Here is an 18,762-nt window from a genome sequence, read left to right as displayed (position 1 = left end):
ATTAATTACTGCGGAATTCCTTCGCAGGAATTCACTTGAATTAATTAACTTCGTAGTACGTCGGAAAATCCGTTAGGATTTTCCGTAACTAACCATACACAAACCGTTGTAGCACATTATTAAAATCCAAAAATCAATGAATAAAACTATTACTTTTCTGTTGTTATTTGTAATCGCAATTAGTTCCTGTAAAACTGCTGAAAAGGAATTTGATAAACTGGAAATTGCAAAGCAATATTACAAGGCTCTTGATAATTCTGATAGCGCCGCAATGAAAATTTTATTGACCGATAGCCTTATAACTAAAGAAACTGATTATGACTACAGACAAACATTTTCAAAGAAAGAATATACTGAAGGATGGTTGAAATGGGATTCTGTATTTAATCCAACATACAAAATCCTAGAAATTAAACAAGAAAACGATATTGTTAAAGCGAAGATTTCAAAAATGGATAAAAGAATCTATCTTCTTCACGAAAAACCAACAGTCTGGAGTGCGATCATCAAATTCGATTCTGATAAAATATTAAGCATTGAAAGAACAAACGTGACATTCAATGATAAAACTTGGGTAGAAAACAGAACCAAGCTCCTAAACTGGATTGACGAAAATCATCCTGAATTAAATGGATTTCTAAATGGCCAAACTCAATCTGTCGGTATGCAATATTTAAAAGCAATTGAATTATATACAAAGAAAAAATAATGTGCTACAACAAAGAACTGAGTTAAAGTTTAAATAAACGATAAAATTAGGATACATTTAATAGATGCGACGGTATATCTTATTCAAGTAAAACTAAAATTTCTTAATTGTACTAATGATAAACTTTATTCAACCTCTTTTAAAAATTCAGATAAAGTAATCTTAAAATAGTCACATAGAGCTTTTAAAGTGCTAACGGTAATATTTCCTTTGCTAGTTTCTATTCTTGAAATGTGGATGCCTGTGTCATTATATACATCTTCTTGAGTTAAATTTTTTACTTCTCTCAATTCCTTTAATTTTGAAGAAATAGTTTTCAGTAATTTTTTGTTTTTCAGATGCTTTCCCATGCAATTGGAAAAGTCCAAATAAAATTACATTTTTGTAATGACAAATATGTCATTAAAATAATATATACATGTTTGATTTTGAAATTGTAATTAGTAATAATATTGACTCCTATATATCAGAATTATTGTTGAAGTATTGGAAAATTGAGCATGAACAATTTATTGGTTTAGAGACATTTCTTGGAGAAGAATTTGAAAGGGATTTAAAGATGGCATTGACCTGTGAGTATTCTTATGCGAATTTGAAGTTTGATCAATGCAGTTTTTGTCGTCTTCCATTCACCCGAAAAGTTTTTTCTAGGGAAGAATTTGTGAAAGAAATTAATAGTGAGGTTAAAAAATGTGAAGACTGCATTTTAAATTCTAAATTTTTTGAGGATGGGGATATAATTTTTAAGGAGCTTCCAAAGAAATTGTTTTCACCAGAAGAAATTAGATTAATGAATAAAATTAAAAGGCAAAGATTAATTAACGATATCTCTAGTTTAGCATATAATAGATCAGATGATATAGAAACTCCTTTTTTCTTTAGTTCCAATGTCTTCTAAATAATTTAATTTTAAAACAGAATTTCACAATAGCTTATTATGAATATATTAGAATTGCTTGATAAAGTGAATAAGGGTGTAACCGTAAAAGAGCTGGTTGAATTCAATGAGGAGTTTAAGATATCTAATAAAGATTGGTCTTTTATGTTGGGAATATCTACCAGTACACTTTCAAAGTATATCAGAAATAATAGAACTTTCAATCCGATAAAGTCAGAGAAAATCTTACTAATATATAATCTTTATAAAAAGGGAGCAGAAACCTTTGGGAATTTAGATAAGTTTAAAAAATGGCTTGAAACTGAGAACGTTTCATTTAACCACAAATCTCCAAAAACTCTTTTAAGTACATATACGGGTATTAATATATTGGAGGAGGCACTGCATAGGATTGACCATGGAATTTTTGCCTAGTATTTAATTGACATTTTAATTTCTACTCCAAGAGCAAATAGAAAATTAAAAACGGCTAGATTGAAAGATTAAAATAGGTGTTAATATTTAGTTCAATTATTAGAATATGTCTCAATTTTTTTGATCAATTCTTGATGCCTTCTTTCTGAAAAATTGACGTTTCAAGATTTTTTTAAATCGCCCAAAAAACTCTGATATCGTTTGAGTCTTTAGGACGCACTTTTTTTATTCAATATATAGTCTGAATCAATATTGCAAGTTTTTGTAAAACAATTATTTGTGCTTATTTTTAAGTATGTCATATATTATAAAATAACTACAAATAATGTTCAGAAAATTAGGAGGTCTTTATGACCCTAAAATCTACTACGGTCAAGAATTTGATGACTTACTTAAAGAGAAAGAAGTTTTAAGTTTTAATGAAGAAGAGCTAAAGAATTTTATTTCACTGGTAAGTGTTTATATACTTTGTGAAGATTATGTTGAAAAGACTGGAAATTTCAATTTACCCATAGAAATAATGTTATCTGATAAAAGCAGTTTGTTTAATGATATTAGGAACTATACTCTAAGGATTCTGAATAATATGAATGAGTTTGAAAAAGACTGGTTTAATGAATTGCTTTCAAAATATTATAAGAAGGGTAATCTGATTCAAGAGGCAAGCCTTAATGATTTTACCATGGAAGTTATTATAGAACCAATTCGTTTTATAAGAACTACAGATTTTGGAAACTTCATGATTCGAAAATTTGTAAATGATATTAAAGAAAAAATGGATTCTTCAAAGTTATTGGGGCTAAAACTGAATAAATTTTCAAAAAATGAATTTGAAACTTCTATAAAGGTTATAAAAGGTTTAGAGTCGCTCAGGTTCCAACTTAATACCTCTGAAATCAGAACAACTATATATGCGGTCCAACGCCTTTTAAATGGGAAATTAAATGAATTTCGTTCATATGATTTAGCGATGGATGTTATTAATAACCCCATTCTTTTTTTAAAAATTAAACAAGAGCTTTTTCAAAAAGTAGATCAGGTCATAGATATTATAATGGGAAGAGATAGGGGCACTGATTTAGATATCAATTCGGGATGGACAAGATAGAAATGCATAAAATTATTGAGTTTGAAAATTCATTATTAGGACTCCCTTCAGTATATATAAATAATAAGAAGTATTTTACATTTGAAGATGTTACAAAATTGATAAATGTTTATAAACAGGCGGGGTTAGCAGTACAAAAGCCTAAAGTTTCTTTAAGAGTTGGAATTATCGTCGTTTATGAGGAGTATTTGCAAAAAGGAAAACGAGGCGATTACAAATACGATTTTATATGTACTAGGGTTAATCATAGATTCAAAGTAACTCAAAAAGACAAAAAGAGGTTTCCTACCTTAAATCAAGCACATCCGGCGAACCCTTGCCTCACTTATGAAGATTATCCAAGACGAAAAGGCCAGTACAGAAGAGCCTTAGAAAGAATACTTGCAAATGCGAGTATGCTTATTGAAGTTGAAGAAGCAGTATTATCATTAGAAGTAATATATAATGAAGTAAAACAATGTTAAATGAAATTTTGGCACTAAATCTTGAGGTACCAAAACAAGCAAAATAGTGTAAGATAGCTTCTAAGTTTGTCATGTAATTCAAAAATATATGACATGAAAATAGTTATTTTAGACAAAGAAGGAATAAAGGAATTTGTTCCTTCAAACACTTCAGAAGAGAATTCAAATAGTTTTATTTCACTTTTCAAAAAAGAGTTTGATCAACTGACCAATAAGAAAGTTTCAACCACTAAAATTGATCTACTTACTATTACAGATGTAACGAAACTTTTTAAAACTACTAGGCCAACAATCTATTCGTGGATTGACCAAGATCTTTTGTTTCCTATTCGTATGGGAGGACGAGTTTATTTTGACGCTAAAGATATAAATGAGTTACTTGAGAGAAAGCGCCAAGCTTCATCTCAAGATGTTAAAATATCGGATATTAAAAAACTCTTTTAAGTCCATTGACTAATAACTGTTCAAGGAGCATTTACAATTTAAGACGAAGAGCAAGCCATGTTTTTGCTAGCAAAAACTATCTCACTTTGTTCGATGGCTTGTTGGGGATACTCCCCAAACCCCTAAAGATTATGGCAAGACCAAGAAAGAATATAGAGGATAAAAAAATCATTCAAGTCAACATAAGGTTTAATCTTCTTGACTATGAAAAGGTATGTGAATTAGCGGCTATTACCGGTTTAACGATTACGGATTTCATTAGAAAAAGTTCATTAGACAAAAGAATTAAGAGACCCTTAATTCATCCAATTAATAGGGAATTGTTAGTGCTCTTAAGTAAGTATTATAACAATCTGGAGGAGATAATAGAATGCCCTGGTTATATGGAATACAAGAACGACAATCTTATGTTTGAAATTCAAGCGGTGATAAGGTTGCTTACAGAGGTTAAATTGAACTTAATTAAAAATGATAGCTAAACAAATTAAAGGAACAAATTTTAGAGGGGTAATTGCATATAATGAACAATAGGTGGAAAGAAAAGAAGCCATTGTTCTTGGGTCCAATCTTTCTGGAAAAACAGTCAAGGATATTAGTAGAGAGTTTAAAATAATCAATCAGTTAAGGCCTAATTTAAAAAGGGCGGTATATCATGTATCTCTAAATCTACCTAAGTATGAAACAGTGGACGATGCTAAATTTAAGCGCATAGCTAAAAAGTATTTAAAAGAAATGGGCTTTGACAATAACCAATACATTATTTACAGGCATTTTGAAAGTGAACATCCACATCTGCATATAGTTGCAAACAGAGTAAAATACGATGGCGGAGTAGTTGATGACAGTCAAGATTATAAACGCAGTGAGAAAATAGTAAGAATATTAGAAATTGAATTTAATCTTAGTAGGCTTCAAAAGAGTAGAAAAAAGGAAAAATCAGTTTTAACAAAAGCTGAAATAGAAAAAACGTTGAGAACAGGTGAAGTACCTATTCGAACTAAAATGCAGCAAATAGTTTACAAACATATGCTGTATTCAAACACTTTTAGTGAATTTGTTTTCAAATTGCTTCAAGAAAGAATACATCCACAATTTAATATTAGTAAAACAACAAATAGAATTTCAGGAGTAAGTTTTATGATGGACAACATCATTTTTAAAGGAAGTAAACTAGGAAAGAAGTTTTCCTGGAATTCTATAAAAAATTATATCAGTTATGAGCAAAATAGAGACAGTACAATTATTCATAAAGTTAATGCAGGAATTACAGAATTTTCAAAAGCAGAACAAGAATCAATTCATAAGGATGCAATGGAAGCAAGAAGATCTTATGAAGCAGCTAGAAGAAATCAAAGAACGTCAAGGTTTGATCGTGAGCAACCAGGCAAAAATCAGCAAGAAAATAAAATGAAAAATACAACTGAAAAAAATAATGGTCAAAGTATGAGATATTCTAGATAGTAAATGATTAGTTAAAGATTACTCTTCCAATATTCAGCCATCTTGGAAATATGCTCTTTTTGAGTAGTTTTAACATATGAAAGGAATTGGCTGTGACTTTTATGAGAAGTTATCGCCATAATAGTTTTATCATCTATTTTTCCATAATGATTGGTGGCAAAGCTTCTTCTGCAAGTGTGAGAGCTAATTAATTTGTATTTCGGGTAATAACCCTTTTCTTTTCTGTTTGTTTCTGAATTTTTAAGGTTTCCTAGAATTTTTTCTGTAAACCCTGCTTTAAAGCAAAGCTCCTTTACATATTTATTAAACTTCTGATCGCTTATACTTTTAGGTACTTGGTTGTTCCTAGCTCTTAGTATTTGTTGTATCTGAGGATGGATGGGTATTTCAACATTTGATCCTGTTTTTTCGATGCTGTCTATTACAATAGTTTTCTTCGAAAATTGAAACTCTGATATTCTTTTTAGATCACTAATTCTTAGTCCCGTCCATAAACCTATGATAAAAAGATCTCTGACATTTTGGAGTTTTTTATTCTTAGCCAAATCTAGATTAAATAACTTTTCAATCTCTTTTTCATTTAAGTATGTGTCGATAGCTTCATCTCTTGAAAAGGTGAACCTACTATTTTCAAACTCATTGCTGATATCATAACCTTTAAGTCTTGCCTCTCTGAGGAATGTCTTTATTTGGCTAATATTTCTATGAATAAAAGTGTTTGAGTAATTGCAAGTTATTTTCAAGTAGTTAGTAAATTCTTTATGGAAATTTAAGTCGATTTCATTTAACTTTAGACTAACACCATTTACATTTTCAAAATTTGAAATATGATTTAGAGTATTTTGATATTTCTTTAGGGTTCCATTAGAGATAGGTTTTCCGGTTTTATGATTAACCCTTGATCTGGATTCTTCTATATATTCTTTTATAAAGGCTAAAAAATATATACTGCTATCATCATCACTATTAGGTCTTTTGTAAAATTCACTAATTACCTTTGTTAACCATTTTGAATCGATCTTTTGACCCTTTGAAAAATCATCGTTAAATCTAAAGATAATTTCATTTTTTAGATTATCTATCTTATCTCTGTAATGATTTTTTATTTGCATATTGACCGATGGTTTTAGATTCTGCATCTTATTGCTCCAGTAATTCGGATTAATTAATATATTGGATCGAGCATTACAATCTATCTGTTTGCCATGGTAAAATCTTACATTAATATTTGAAGGGTTTGATTTACTAATTATGTTAAACTTTATATTTGCCATATCATCAAATAATTTAGGACTAGAACCTAAAAATCCCCGACATATTCCCGAAAATTTGCTTTAATATACTTTATTCAAATTTACAATATTTTTTATTTGAATAAATAATTATCTGTAAATAAAGTGTTTATGATATATAAAAAATTAAATGAAGTTAAGTAAAATAATGAATTCTAGTCCTAGTGGGCCAACTTAAGCTGTCTTTTTAAGGCAGCTTTTTTGTTTTATTGTAGTAAGCAAAATGCAAGGTATATAAAAAGAAAAAACCAAGCTTACCCCTAGCTTGGTTTATTCATTTAGATTTGGTTAATCTTGGTTTGTTTAACTAATTCAAATAATAAAAATTTACTCTACTATTAATAAAACAACCCTAAGATTAAAATTCCCGAAAAGTTTTATTTTTTATTTAAAAGATGAAAAAAACCGCTAAAGAAATTCTTTAGCGGTTTTTGATTTTATAGTATTTTAATACTTATGCAGGTACTTCTACCTTAGCACTTTTTACAGTTTCAACAATTCTCCCAGCTACTTTATAAGGATCTGCATTAGAAGCAGGTCTTCTGTCTTCTAACCAGCCTTTCCATCCTTTTTCTACTGTAATAATAGGAATTCTGATTGATGCACCTCGATCTGAAACACCATAACTAAAATCAGAAACGTGAGCAGTTTCATGAAGTCCTGTTAATCGTTCATCATTAAATTCACCATATACCTCTATGTGTTCATCAGTTACTGGTCTAAAGGCTTCGCAAACTTTTTCATAAATTTCTTTACTACCACAAGTTCTAAGTAAAGTATTAGAAAAATTGGCGTGCATACCAGAACCATTCCAGTCTCCTTTAACTGGTTTAGGATGGTATTCAATATAATATCCATATTTCTCAGTTAACCTATCTAATAAATAGCGTGCTACCCAAATTTCATCTCCAGCTTTTTTCGCACCTTTTGCAAAAATTTGAAATTCCCATTGTCCTGGCGCAACTTCTTGATTAATTCCTTCAAAGTTAAGACCAGCTGCTATACATAGATCTGAATGTTCTTCAACAAAATCTCTACCCCAAGTATAGCGTCCACCAACAGAGCAGTAGTATTTACCCTGAGGGCCTGGGAAACCACCTCTTGGGAAACCTAAAGGTAAGTCTGTTTTAGTATCCATTAAGAAATACTCTTGTTCAAATCCAAACCAGAAATCATTGTCATCATCGTCAATTTTTGCTCTTGCATTTGAAGTATGTGGCGTGCCATCAGCATTTAAAACCTCAGACATTACCAAATATCCATCTTTTCTATAAGGATCTGGAAAAATTGCTACAGGTTTTAATAAACAGTCAGAAGAACCACCTTCAGCCTGTTCTGTTGAAGAACCATCAAAAGACCAAATAGGGCAATCTTCTAATTTACCGCTAAAGTCATCTTCAATTTTCGTTTTACTTCTCATGTTTTGAGTTGGCTCGTGTCCATCTAACCAAATGTACTCAAGTTTTGCTTTGCTCATTGTTAACTTATTTTAGAAATCAAGCACAAAAATAATTTTTTTGAATAAACCATCCTTATTTCAGGGGTTAAAATATTGGTTAATAATAAAATTTTATCAACACCCTAAAAAAAGAGGGGTAAAAAATAATTTTTCGCAAAATCATTAGCTATTTTTGTCATTTGTTAAAAGGTTAATAAGCTTAGGTATGTCGAAGATAAGATTTAATGCACTTCAGGAGGCTTTAAACAGAAAGCCATTAGAAATTAATGAATTAGGAAAACGATCGGAATTTTTTGGAGCGAATGTTTTTAACGAGCATGCCATGCGTCAATATATGACAAGCGATGCATACAATAATGTGCAGAATGCTATTTTTAAAGGAAGTAAAATTGATAGAAAGATTGCTGATCAAGTAGCCTCATCCATGAAAGCTTGGGCATTGAGTAAAGGAGCAACACATTATACACACTGGTTTCAACCTCTAACTGGTGCGACAGCGGAAAAACATGATGCTTTTTTTGAAACAACAACAAATGGCCGTGCTCTAGAAAAATTTGGTGGAAACCAACTGGTTCAGCAAGAACCAGATGCATCCAGTTTTCCACATGGTGGTATTCGTAATACTTTTGAAGCAAGAGGTTATACAGCATGGGATCCTACTTCTCCGGCATTTATCTACGGCACTACTTTATGTATTCCTACAATTTTTGTTTCGTATACAGGCGAAGCATTAGACAATAAAGCACCATTGTTAAGAGCATTGCAGGCTGTTGATCACGCTGCCACAGCTATTGCAAAGTATTTTGATAAAAATGTCACCAAAGTAAATGCTACTTTAGGTTGGGAACAAGAGTATTTTTTAATTGATGATGCCTTAGCAGCTTCTAGACCAGATATTACATTAACGGGTAGAACCTTAATTGGTCACTCACCTGCCAAAGGGCAGCAATTAGATGATCATTACTTTGGTTCTATACCTAATAGAGTGATGAGTTTTATGCGTGATCTTGAAAATGAATGTATGCTATTAGGTATCCCCGTAAAGACAAGACATAATGAAGTAGCTCCAAATCAGTTTGAAGTGGCTCCTATTTTTGAAGAGGCGAATCTAGCGGTTGATCATAATTCATTGTTAATGGATATTATGGGTAAAGTGTCTAGACGTCACTCTTTTAAAGTACTCTTTCATGAAAAACCTTTTGCAGGTATTAACGGATCAGGAAAACATAACAATTGGTCACTGTCTACAGATACAGGGATAAATTTGTTAAGCCCTGGGAGTACACCTATGAAGAATTTACAGTTTTTAACATTTTTTGTGAATACCATTAAAGCTGTACATGATTATGAAGAGTTAGTAAGGGCTTCTATTGCTAGTGCAAGTAATGACCATCGCTTGGGAGCTAATGAGGCACCACCTGCCATTATTTCTGTGTTTATAGGTTCGCAATTATCTTCAGTATTAGATGAGTTAGAACATGTAACCAAAGGAAAATTATCGCCACAAGAAAAAACAGAGCTTAAATTAAACATTATTGGAAAGATACCAGAAATTTTATTGGATAATACCGATAGAAACAGAACATCTCCTTTTGCCTTTACTGGGAATAAATTTGAGCTGCGTGCGGTAGGAGCATCGTCTAATTGTGCAGGACCTATGACAGTAATAAATACTTTAGTTGCAAAGCAGTTAAAAGAATTTAAAAAGGAAGTTGATGTATTGATTGATAAAAAGAATCTTAAAAAGGATGAAGCCGTTTTCAACGTCTTACGCGAATATATCAAAGCTTCTAAAAGAATCAGATTTGAAGGAGATGGTTATGGAAAAGAGTGGGAAAAAGAAGCTAAGAAAAGGGGGTTAAGTAATCATAGAACAACACCTGAAGCTCTTAAAGCTCAAATTTCTGATCAAGCGATTTCTTTATTTAAAGAAATGGGCGTTATGAATGAAGTTGAATTAAAAGCACGATATGAAATAGAACTGGAAGCATATACACTGCGTATTCAAATTGAAAGCAGAACCCTAGGAGATGTGGCTAGAAATCATATTATACCTACAGCTGTTCGTTATCAGAATACCCTAATTGAAAATGTAAAAGGACTTAAAGAAGTATTTGACAAAGACTTTAAAAAATTAGCGGCTGAGCAAATAGATTTGATAGAGAATATCTCAAATCATATTGCGGAGATTAATTCAAAAATTAATCTAATGATCAGTGAGCGTAAGAAAGCCAATACATTCAATAGTCAAAAAGCAGCTGAAGCCTATTGCAATAAAGTAAAACCTTATTTTAATGAGATACGCTACCATTGTGATAAATTAGAAATGATGGTAGATGATGAGTTATGGCCACTAACAAAGTACAGAGAAATGTTATTTACAAGATAATTTTTCATTAGTCAAAAGATTTATAAATCCCATTTCATTTGTTTTATTGAGATGGGATTTTTCTATCTTTAGCATCCTTAAAATATTTATGATGAAAAAACTTTTTTTAATTACATTATACTTTTGCTCATCAATAATAGTGGCACAAAATGCCAAGACTAATAAAATGATTGATGACATAGAAAGCAAAGTTATAGAGTGGCGCAGGGATTTTCACCAGAATCCTGAACTGTCAAACAGAGAATTTAAAACTGCCGAAAAGATTGCCAAGCATTTAAACAGTTTGGGCTTAGAAGTACAAACAGGCATTGCTCATACAGGTGTTGTTGGTATATTAAAAGGTGCTAAGCCCGGCCCTGTGGTAGCATTAAGAGCCGATATAGATGCGCTTCCTGTAACTGAGCGCACGCCTATTCCTTTTGCTTCAAAAGTTAAAAGTGTTTATAATGGTATTGAAACTGGGGTTATGCATGCTTGCGGCCATGATACACATATTGCCATTTTAATGGGAACAGCGGAAGTACTTAGTAAAATGAAAAAGGATATAAGAGGCACGGTTAAGTTTATTTTTCAGCCTGCAGAAGAAGGAGTGCCTCCAGGTGAAAATGGAGGGGCTAAAATGATGGTAGAGGAAGGAGTTTTAAAAAGCCCAGATGTTGATGCAATTTTTGGCTTGCACATCAGTGCTGGTATGACAGTTGGTAACATTTCTTATAGGCCCGCTGGTATTATGGCGGCATCACAAAGATTTGTTATTAAAGTAAAAGGTAAACAAACGCATGGTTCACGTCCATGGGGTGGTATTGATCCCGTGGTAATATCAGCTCAAATTATCAATGGTTTACAAACAATTGTAAGCCGTGATACTGAATTAACAAAAGAAGCGGCAGTAATTTCTGTGGGATTGATTCGTGGAGGTGTTCGTAACAATATTATTCCAGAGGAAGTTGAGATGATAGGAACTATTAGAACACTTGACTATGATATGCAGAAAAAGCTAAATGACGAAATGAAAAAGCGGGTGCCTGCAATTGCCAAAGCCTTTGGTGGTGATGCTACTATAGAAATAGATAAGGGCTACCCAATTACCTATAATGATATAGCATTGACTAATGCTATGCTTCCATCACTTCAAAAGTCTGCCGGTAAAGAAAATGTACATTTAATAAATGCTATTACGGGCGCTGAGGATTTTTCATATTTTCAGAAAGAAGTGCCGGGTTTGTATTTTTTTCTTGGCGGAAAGCCCGTTGATGTAAAACCTGAAGATGCAGCCTCACATCATACCCCTGATTTTTTTATTGACGAAAGTGGTATGAAACTAGGCGTTAAAACATTTATAAATTTAACATTAGATTATTTAAATAATAAGAAATAAAAATGGGATTTTTTAGTAAACCTGAATTTGGAGATGTAGAAGCATATTTGCAAAAGGGTGCAGTGGTTCTTGATGTAAGAACAGATGCTGAGTACGAAGAAGGACATGTGGAAGGATCTAAACATATAATACTAGACTATTTGCCTGATCATTTAGATGAAGTAAAGTCATGGAATAAACCAGTAATTACCTGTTGTAGAAGTGGTGCTAGAAGTGGAAGAGCAGAAGAATTTCTAGCAGACCATGGTATTGATGTTATTAACGGAGGCCCATGGCAAAATGTAGATGAGTATATTGAATAAACTAACTACCTATTTTCTGGTAGATTCTCTTATTATGAGTTCTGTGTCAATAACTGTAGTTTCATAGCTTATTTCTTCTTGACTTTCTATTCGCTCAATAAGTGAATTAACAGCATTTTTGCCAAGGTCTAACGGGTGTTGACTAACCGTAGTTAATGAAGGTGAAGACAGCCTTGCTATTTTATTGTCTGTAAATCCTACAATAGCAACATCTTTTGGAATGGTTAATCCTTTTTTATGGGCTACACGAATTGCTGAAGCAGCTGCGGTATTATCTGTAGCTAATATGCCGTCAAGATCTTTATTTTCTTCAAAGAGCTTAGAAATAACTTCTTCATATTCTTTTTTGTGATGAACACTTGCTAGCAGCGGTTTATTTTTATAACCTGATTGTTCAGACAATGCTTTTTCATAACCTTTAGATCGTAGTCTTCCAATTTCTATATCATCTATAGCACTTACTAGAGCAATCTTATGGCAACCAATACGTAATAAATGTTGCGCAGCCTTATAAGCCGCATTTTGATCATCAATGATTACCTTATCACAGTTTGATATATCTTTTGAAACCCTGTCAAACATAACAATCGGGTAGCCATCATCTATTGCATCTTTAAAATGCGAACTATTTTTTAGCTTTTGGGTTTCTTTTGCTACTGAAAGAATTAAACCATCTACACTTCCATCACACAGCAAATTAATAGAATCTACCTCTTTTTGATAGTGATTATTTGATAAACAAATAATGATTTGATAACCTTTAGTATTTGCCTCTTCTTCGATGCCTAAAAGCACCTTGGCAAAGAAATAGTTAAGAATATTAGGAATAATCACTCCTATGGTTCTTGTCTGTTGGTTCTTTAAATTTAAAGCAACCTTATTGGGTTTGTAGTTGTATTTTTTTGCTAGCGCTTGTACTTTTTGTATCGTTTTTTCATTGATTTCATAGCTATTCTTTAAAGCTTTAGAAACTGTAGAAATTGATACATTTAATTCATTGGCAAGCTGTTTTAATGTTACTTTATGATTCACGTAGTTTATTCAATTTTAAAAGTCATTACCGGGCGAAGTGCATGATTTGCCAGGTCTTTTCCTATATTATCACTAAATAGTTGATATAAACCACTGCGTCTGTGTGTGTTAATGGCAATGATATCAGCATCTATTTCACTGGCAAAATTTAAAATGCCCTCTTCAATGGTTTTGTCACTGTAAATATTCAAAGAATAATTGTCAATATCAAAACCATTCACAAAAGATTTTATACGCTCATTAATTTTTCGCGTAGGCTGAAAGTTATAAATGGTATTTATAAAGAGTAAATGTAATTTGGCACCAAATAAATTAGCATACTCTATAACACTTGGAAAAGTGCTCTTACTTTCATCACTAAAATCAGAAGCAAATACAATATTCTTTGCCTCAAAATCATCAAGATCCTGCTTTACAACTAATACAGGAATGTGGGAGTGTCTAACTACTTTTTCAGTGTTTGAGCCAACAAGCATTTCTTTAAGCCCGGTAGCACCTTGAGAACCCATCACAATCAAATCAGCATTTCGTTCTTTACTCTCCTCAATAACGCCTTCAAAGGCTTTGTGAAATCGTACAGCTTCAATTACGGTAAGGCCTTCAAAAAAAGGTAATGCCATAAATTTTTCAAACTCCCTGTGTATCCCTTTCATATAATAAATATTCTGAGCTCCACCTTGCATACTGCCACTACTGGCAGGGTCAATAGTGTCTGGTGGTATGTCAAACATATGTAATAATACAATTTCGCTATTGGTTTTTCTGGCAATACTGGCAGCCACTTTACTGGCATATTGAGCTTCTTTAGAAAAATCAATCGGAACAAGAATTTTATTCATGGTTTTGCTTTTTTGATTCCCATAAATATATAAATATTAACCATATAATTCAATCATTTTTGCCATTATAAGAGAAGTTTGTATATTTGCACCGAAAATAACGAGGTTATACAAAATGGAGGGGACTAAAGTCCCCTCTTTTTATACAAAAAATGAACAGAGAAACCGTACAAAAATTAGTGGATGAAGCTATATCAGAAAACAGTCGATTGTTTTTGATAGACCTTATTATTTCTACTGATAATAAGATAACGGTAATTGTTGATGGTGATGACGGAGTGCCTTTAAAAGAATGTGTACGAATAAGTCGTCATGTAGAGCATAATCTTGATAGAGAGAATGAAGATTTTTCATTAGAAGTAACCACACCCGGAGCCACCTCTCCTTTTGTAAATAAAAGGCAGTATAAAAAAAATATAGGAAGGGTGATCAAGGTTAGGGCAGAAGAGGAAAATTTTGAAGGTAAATTAGTTTCAGTAAATGAAGAAGCAATTACTTTAGAATGGAAATCTCGAGAGCCAAAACCAATTGGGAAAGGCAAAATTACCGTTGCGAAGCAAGCAACGTTGAAATATGATAGTATAAAAGAAGCAAAAGTGAAGATAATTTTTTAATTTGATAGTGAAATGGAAAACATCGCGTTAATTGAATCTTTTTCTGAATTCAAAGACGATAAAAGTATTGATAGAGTAACGCTAATGGCGATACTTGAAGACGTGTTTAGAGCCGCGCTGAAAAGAAAATATGGGTCTGATGATAATTTTGACATTATTATTAACCCTGATAAAGGAGATTTAGAAATATGGAGAAACAGGATAGTCGTAGAAGATGGTGAAGTAGAAGAACCTAATGAAGAAATTTCGTTATCAGACGCGCGTAAAATAGAACCTGATTTTGAAGTAGGGGAAGATGTGTCAGAAGAAGTAAAGTTAACAGACTTAGGAAGAAGAGCTATTTTGGCCTTACGTCAGAATTTAATTTCTAAGATTCATGAGCATGATAATACAAATATTTTCAAGCAATTTAAAGACCTAGAAGGAGAAATCTATAGTGCAGAAGTGCACCATATCCGTCATAATGCTGTGATTTTACTTGACGACGAAGGTAATGAGATTATTTTGCCTAAGAGTGAACAAATACGTTCTGATTATTTTCGTAAAGGAGAGTCTGTAAGAGGTATTATAAAGTCGGTTGAGTTAAGAGGTAATAAGCCAGCTATTATTCTATCTCGTACATCACCAGATTTCTTGACTAAATTATTTGAACAAGAGATTCCTGAGGTATTTGATGGATTGATTACCATAGAAAGAGTAGCACGTATACCAGGTGAAAAAGCAAAAGTGGCTGTAGATTCATATGATGACAGAATTGACCCTGTAGGAGCTTGTGTAGGTATGAAAGGATCTCGTATTCATGGTATTGTTCGAGAATTGGGGAATGAAAATATTGATGTGATTAATTTCACTAAAAACGATAAGATATTTATCGCTAGAGCTTTAAGCCCTGCAAAAGTAGTTTCAATGGAAATTAAAGAAGCAGCTGAAGGCGAGAAGTCAAGAGTAGATGTATATCTAAAGCCAGAGGAAGTGTCTAAAGCAATTGGTAAAAATGGTGTGAATATCCGTTTAGCAAGTCAGTTAACAGGCTATGAGTTAGATGTACAGCGTGAAGGTATAGAAGATGAAGATGTTGAATTAACTGAGTTTACCGATGAAATAGAATCTTGGGTAATTGATGAATTGCGTAATGTTGGTCTAGATACAGCAAGAAGTGTTTTAGAACTAGACGTAAATGATTTATTGAAAAGAACAGATCTTGAAGAAGAAACGATTCTTGATGTTCAGAGAATTCTTAAAGAAGAATTTGAGGATTAATTGAGCAATAAAAGGTTTGTTATTCGACAAAAAATAAGAATAGAAAAGATTAAATAATTGTATGGCTACATTAAGGCTAAATAAAATTTTAAGAGAGTTAAATATATCTTTAGATAGAGCGGTTGAGCATTTGACCAAGAAGGGTTATGAGATTGAAGCACGTCCAACTACTAAAATTTCTGATGAGGTATATAATGTTCTTTTAGATGAATTTCAAACCGATAAAAGTAAAAAAGTTGCTTCTAGAGAGGTTGGCGAAGAAAAGCGTAAAGAAAAGGAAGCGCTTCGTATAGCTCAAGAAAAAGAACTTGAAGAAAAGAGGTTAAGAGAAGAAGCAAAAGAGGAAGTTTTTAAGCCGGAAACTGAGAAGTTAGCTGGGATAAAAACTGTAGGTAAGATAGATATTGAACCAAAAAAGGAAGCAAAAGCAGAAGAGGTTGAAGAAAAACCTGTTGAAGTTAAAAAAGAAACTCCTAAGGTTGAAGAAAAATCAGATGAACCTGAAAAAATTCAGACAAAGTATCAGAAACTTAGCGGGCCAAAGCAAGTAGGCGAAAAGATAGACTTGAAAAAGTTTGAAAAGCCTAAGAAGAAAACTGATGATAAGCCTAAGGAAGAATCAAAAGATACATCAGCCAGAAGAAAAAGGAAACGTATAAGCAAACCCGTTAGTTCTGGAAATAGGTTTAATAAAGATAATTCAAGAGGTAGAGATAAATTTGATAACAGAGGTAAAGGAAGAAAATCAGTTGTGAGGGAGGAGCCGTCTGAAGAAGATGTGCAAAAACAAGTACGTGAAACTCTTGAGAAATTACAAGGTAAAAAGTCTAAAGGTAAAGGTGCTAAATATAGGAGAGAGAAAAGAGATTTACACCGTCAACAAACAGAAGCGGAACAGCAACAAGCTGCTGAAGAGAGTAAGATATTAAAAGTTACTGAATTTGTTACCGCAAATGAAGTAGCTACAATGATGGATGTGTCTGTTACTCAGATTATTTCAGCATGTATGTCATTAGGAATGATGGTAACAATGAACCAGCGTTTAGATGCTGAAACCTTATCCATTGTTGCAGAAGAATTTGGTTATCAGGTTGAATTTGTTGATGCTGAAGTTGAAGAAGCCATTGAAGAAGTAGAGGATACTGAAGAAGACTTAAAACCCCGTGCACCAATTGTTACGGTTATGGGTCACGTAGATCATGGTAAAACATCTTTATTAGACTACATACGTAATGCTAATGTTATAGCAGGTGAATCAGGTGGTATTACCCAGCATATTGGTGCTTATGCAGTTGAACTAAAAGACGGACAAAAAATAACATTTCTAGATACGCCAGGTCACGAGGCCTTTACAGCTATGCGTGCTCGTGGTGCTCAGGTAACTGATTTAGTGATTATTGTAATCGCAGCAGATGACTCTATAATGCCGCAAACTAAAGAAGCAATTAGCCATGCTCAAGCCGCTAATGTGCCTATTGTGTTTGCAATTAACAAGGTTGATAAGCCAGATGCCAATCCTGAGAAAGTAAAAGAAGAATTGGCAGGTATGAACTTGTTAGTTGAAGATTGGGGAGGTAAAGTGCAATCACATGATGTTTCTGCAAAAACAGGACAAGGTGTTGATGAATTGTTAGAGAAAGTATTACTTGAAGCTGAATTGTTAGAGTTGAAAGCAAACCCTAATAAGAATGCTACTGGTACCGTTGTTGAAGCGTTATTAGATAAAGGGAAAGGGTACGTAACTACTATACTGGTTGAAGCAGGTACTTTAAAAATAGGTGACTATTTATTAGCAGGTAAAAATAGTGGTAAGGTAAAAGCTATGCATAACGAGCGTGGTAATTCCTTAGATGAAGCTGGTCCATCTACTCCGGTTTCAATATTGGGTCTAGATGGAGCTCCACAAGCAGGCGATAAGTTCAATGTTATGGATGATGAGCGTGAAGCAAAACAAATTGCTGCTAAGCGTTCTCAGTTGTCGCGTGAGCAATCGGTAAGAACACAACGTCATATTACCTTAGATGAAATTGGACGTCGTATAGCATTGGGCGACTTTAAAGAATTGAATATTATCTTAAAAGGTGATGTTGATGGTTCAGTTGAGGCATTAACAGATTCACTACAAAAATTATCTACTGAAGAAATTCAAGTAAATATTATCCATAAGGGTGTTGGTGCTATTACTGAATCTGATGTATTGTTGGCTTCGGCTTCAGATGCCATTATTGTAGGGTTTAACGTACGCCCAATGGGTAATGCGCGCGAATTAGCTGAAAAGGAAGAAATTGATATCAGAAATTACTCTATCATTTATGATGCTATCAATGATGTGAAAGATGCAATGGAAGGTATGTTATCCCCTGAAATGAAGGAGGAGATTACTGGTAATGCAGAAATTAGAGAAACGTATAAGATTTCTAAAATAGGTACAATTGCAGGATGTATGGTTACTGATGGTAAGATTTTTAGAAACTCTAGAGTACGCATTATTAGAGAGGGTGTTGTTGTATTTACAGGAGAACTGGCTTCGTTAAAACGTTTTAAAGACGATGTAAAAGAAGTGGCTAAGGGTTATGATTGTGGTATACAAATCAAGAATTATAATGATATTAAAGAATTAGATATTATTGAAGCTTACCAGGAAGTAGCCGTTAAGAAGACATTAAAATAATAGATTTTTCAAAGAAGCAACTAAGCCC

19 protein-coding genes are annotated in these 18,762 nt (G+C 32.8%); 14 read left to right on the top strand and 5 right to left on the bottom strand.

Annotation, left to right across the window (positions count from 1 at the left end; genetic code table 11):
- Positions 1 to 136 precede the first annotated feature (136 nt).
- A complete protein-coding gene (locus AC1EU5_RS07890) occupies positions 137 to 709 on the top strand; it encodes a hypothetical protein (RefSeq protein ID WP_480191828.1) in 573 nt (190 codons plus the stop codon).
- A gap of 125 nt (positions 710 to 834) precedes the next feature.
- Here AC1EU5_RS07890 and AC1EU5_RS07885 read toward each other — a convergent pair whose 3' ends face one another.
- Complete coding sequence (locus tag AC1EU5_RS07885) at positions 835 to 1,059, bottom strand: helix-turn-helix domain-containing protein (RefSeq protein ID WP_480191827.1); 225 nt, start codon at positions 1,057 to 1,059, stop codon at positions 835 to 837.
- Positions 1,060 to 1,127: 68 nt separating this feature from the next.
- Between AC1EU5_RS07885 and AC1EU5_RS07880 the strand changes: the two genes are divergently transcribed.
- From AC1EU5_RS07880 to AC1EU5_RS07850, 7 genes are all read left to right on the top strand, one after another.
- Positions 1,128 to 1,607 (top strand): hypothetical protein, encoded by a 480-nt coding sequence (locus AC1EU5_RS07880; RefSeq protein ID WP_480191826.1) that lies wholly within the window; start codon positions 1,128 to 1,130, stop codon positions 1,605 to 1,607.
- A 39-nt stretch (positions 1,608 to 1,646) separates the two neighbouring features.
- Positions 1,647 to 2,021 (top strand): type II RES/Xre toxin-antitoxin system antitoxin, encoded by a 375-nt coding sequence (gene parS, locus AC1EU5_RS07875; RefSeq protein ID WP_480191825.1) that lies wholly within the window; start codon positions 1,647 to 1,649, stop codon positions 2,019 to 2,021.
- A 325-nt stretch (positions 2,022 to 2,346) separates the two neighbouring features.
- Entirely contained in the window at positions 2,347 to 3,129 is a 783-nt protein-coding gene (locus AC1EU5_RS07870) for a hypothetical protein (protein WP_480191824.1), read from the top strand.
- Positions 3,117 to 3,593, top strand: coding sequence for a hypothetical protein (locus AC1EU5_RS07865; protein ID WP_480191823.1), 477 nt, complete (start codon positions 3,117 to 3,119; stop codon positions 3,591 to 3,593). The genes AC1EU5_RS07870 and AC1EU5_RS07865 overlap by 13 nt, the downstream gene beginning before the upstream one ends.
- 93 nt (positions 3,594 to 3,686) lie before the next feature.
- Positions 3,687 to 4,037 (top strand): helix-turn-helix domain-containing protein, encoded by a 351-nt coding sequence (locus AC1EU5_RS07860; protein ID WP_480191822.1) that lies wholly within the window; start codon positions 3,687 to 3,689, stop codon positions 4,035 to 4,037.
- 131 nt (positions 4,038 to 4,168) lie between these two features.
- Entirely contained in the window at positions 4,169 to 4,516 is a 348-nt protein-coding gene (locus AC1EU5_RS07855) for a plasmid mobilization protein (protein ID WP_480191821.1), read from the top strand.
- Positions 4,517 to 4,568: 52 nt separating this feature from the next.
- On the top strand, positions 4,569 to 5,498 hold the full coding sequence (locus tag AC1EU5_RS07850; protein ID WP_480191820.1) for a relaxase/mobilization nuclease domain-containing protein: 930 nt from the start codon (positions 4,569 to 4,571) through the stop codon (positions 5,496 to 5,498).
- An 11-nt stretch (positions 5,499 to 5,509) separates the two neighbouring features.
- Here the strand turns inward: AC1EU5_RS07850 and AC1EU5_RS07845 are convergent, their stop codons facing one another.
- Together AC1EU5_RS07845 and AC1EU5_RS07840 are read right to left on the bottom strand one after the other, a co-directional pair.
- Entirely contained in the window at positions 5,510 to 6,772 is a 1,263-nt protein-coding gene (locus tag AC1EU5_RS07845) for a tyrosine-type recombinase/integrase (protein ID WP_480191819.1), read from the bottom strand.
- 472 nt (positions 6,773 to 7,244) lie between these two features.
- Entirely contained in the window at positions 7,245 to 8,267 is a 1,023-nt protein-coding gene (locus AC1EU5_RS07840) for a glutamine synthetase beta-grasp domain-containing protein (protein ID WP_480191818.1), read from the bottom strand.
- 187 nt (positions 8,268 to 8,454) lie between these two features.
- Here AC1EU5_RS07840 and AC1EU5_RS07835 point away from each other — a divergent pair, with 187 nt between their 5' ends.
- The 3 genes from AC1EU5_RS07835 to AC1EU5_RS07825 all read left to right on the top strand — a co-directional run bounded on the left by AC1EU5_RS07835 (position 8,455) and on the right by AC1EU5_RS07825 (position 12,318).
- Complete coding sequence (locus AC1EU5_RS07835; protein ID WP_480191817.1) at positions 8,455 to 10,638, top strand: glutamine synthetase III family protein; 2,184 nt, start codon at positions 8,455 to 8,457, stop codon at positions 10,636 to 10,638.
- 91 nt (positions 10,639 to 10,729) lie between these two features.
- On the top strand, positions 10,730 to 12,016 hold the full coding sequence (locus tag AC1EU5_RS07830) for an amidohydrolase (RefSeq protein ID WP_480191816.1): 1,287 nt from the start codon (positions 10,730 to 10,732) through the stop codon (positions 12,014 to 12,016).
- 2 nt (positions 12,017 to 12,018) lie between these two features.
- Positions 12,019 to 12,318, top strand: coding sequence for a rhodanese-like domain-containing protein (locus AC1EU5_RS07825; protein ID WP_480191815.1), 300 nt, complete (start codon positions 12,019 to 12,021; stop codon positions 12,316 to 12,318).
- A gap of 9 nt (positions 12,319 to 12,327) precedes the next feature.
- Here the strand turns inward: AC1EU5_RS07825 and AC1EU5_RS07820 are convergent, their stop codons facing one another.
- Both AC1EU5_RS07820 and AC1EU5_RS07815 read right to left on the bottom strand, forming a co-directional pair.
- The gene (locus tag AC1EU5_RS07820) at positions 12,328 to 13,350 is read right to left on the bottom strand and encodes a LacI family DNA-binding transcriptional regulator (RefSeq protein WP_480191814.1); all 1,023 of its coding nucleotides are present in this window, start codon (positions 13,348 to 13,350) and stop codon (positions 12,328 to 12,330) included.
- Between the two features lie 5 nt (positions 13,351 to 13,355).
- A complete protein-coding gene (locus tag AC1EU5_RS07815) occupies positions 13,356 to 14,189 on the bottom strand; it encodes a universal stress protein (RefSeq protein WP_480191813.1) in 834 nt (277 codons plus the stop codon).
- Between the two features lie 152 nt (positions 14,190 to 14,341).
- Between AC1EU5_RS07815 and rimP the strand changes: the two genes are divergently transcribed.
- The 3 genes from rimP to infB all read left to right on the top strand — a co-directional run bounded on the left by rimP (position 14,342) and on the right by infB (position 18,734).
- Positions 14,342 to 14,803 carry a ribosome assembly cofactor RimP gene (gene rimP / locus AC1EU5_RS07810; RefSeq protein ID WP_480191812.1) on the top strand — a complete coding sequence of 154 codons (462 nt, stop codon included), beginning with the start codon at positions 14,342 to 14,344 and terminating at the stop codon, positions 14,801 to 14,803.
- Between the two features lie 12 nt (positions 14,804 to 14,815).
- Positions 14,816 to 16,063, top strand: coding sequence for a transcription termination factor NusA (gene nusA / locus AC1EU5_RS07805; protein WP_480191811.1), 1,248 nt, complete (start codon positions 14,816 to 14,818; stop codon positions 16,061 to 16,063).
- A 61-nt stretch (positions 16,064 to 16,124) separates the two neighbouring features.
- Positions 16,125 to 18,734, top strand: coding sequence for a translation initiation factor IF-2 (infB, locus tag AC1EU5_RS07800; protein WP_480191810.1), 2,610 nt, complete (start codon positions 16,125 to 16,127; stop codon positions 18,732 to 18,734).
- Positions 18,735 to 18,762 lie beyond the last annotated feature (28 nt).

It is taken from the genome of Maritimimonas sp. 2405UD52-3 (genome assembly GCF_056591715.1).
The sequence above is the reverse complement of the archived record's forward strand: the minus strand, read 5'-3'. Positions and strand labels throughout refer to the sequence as shown.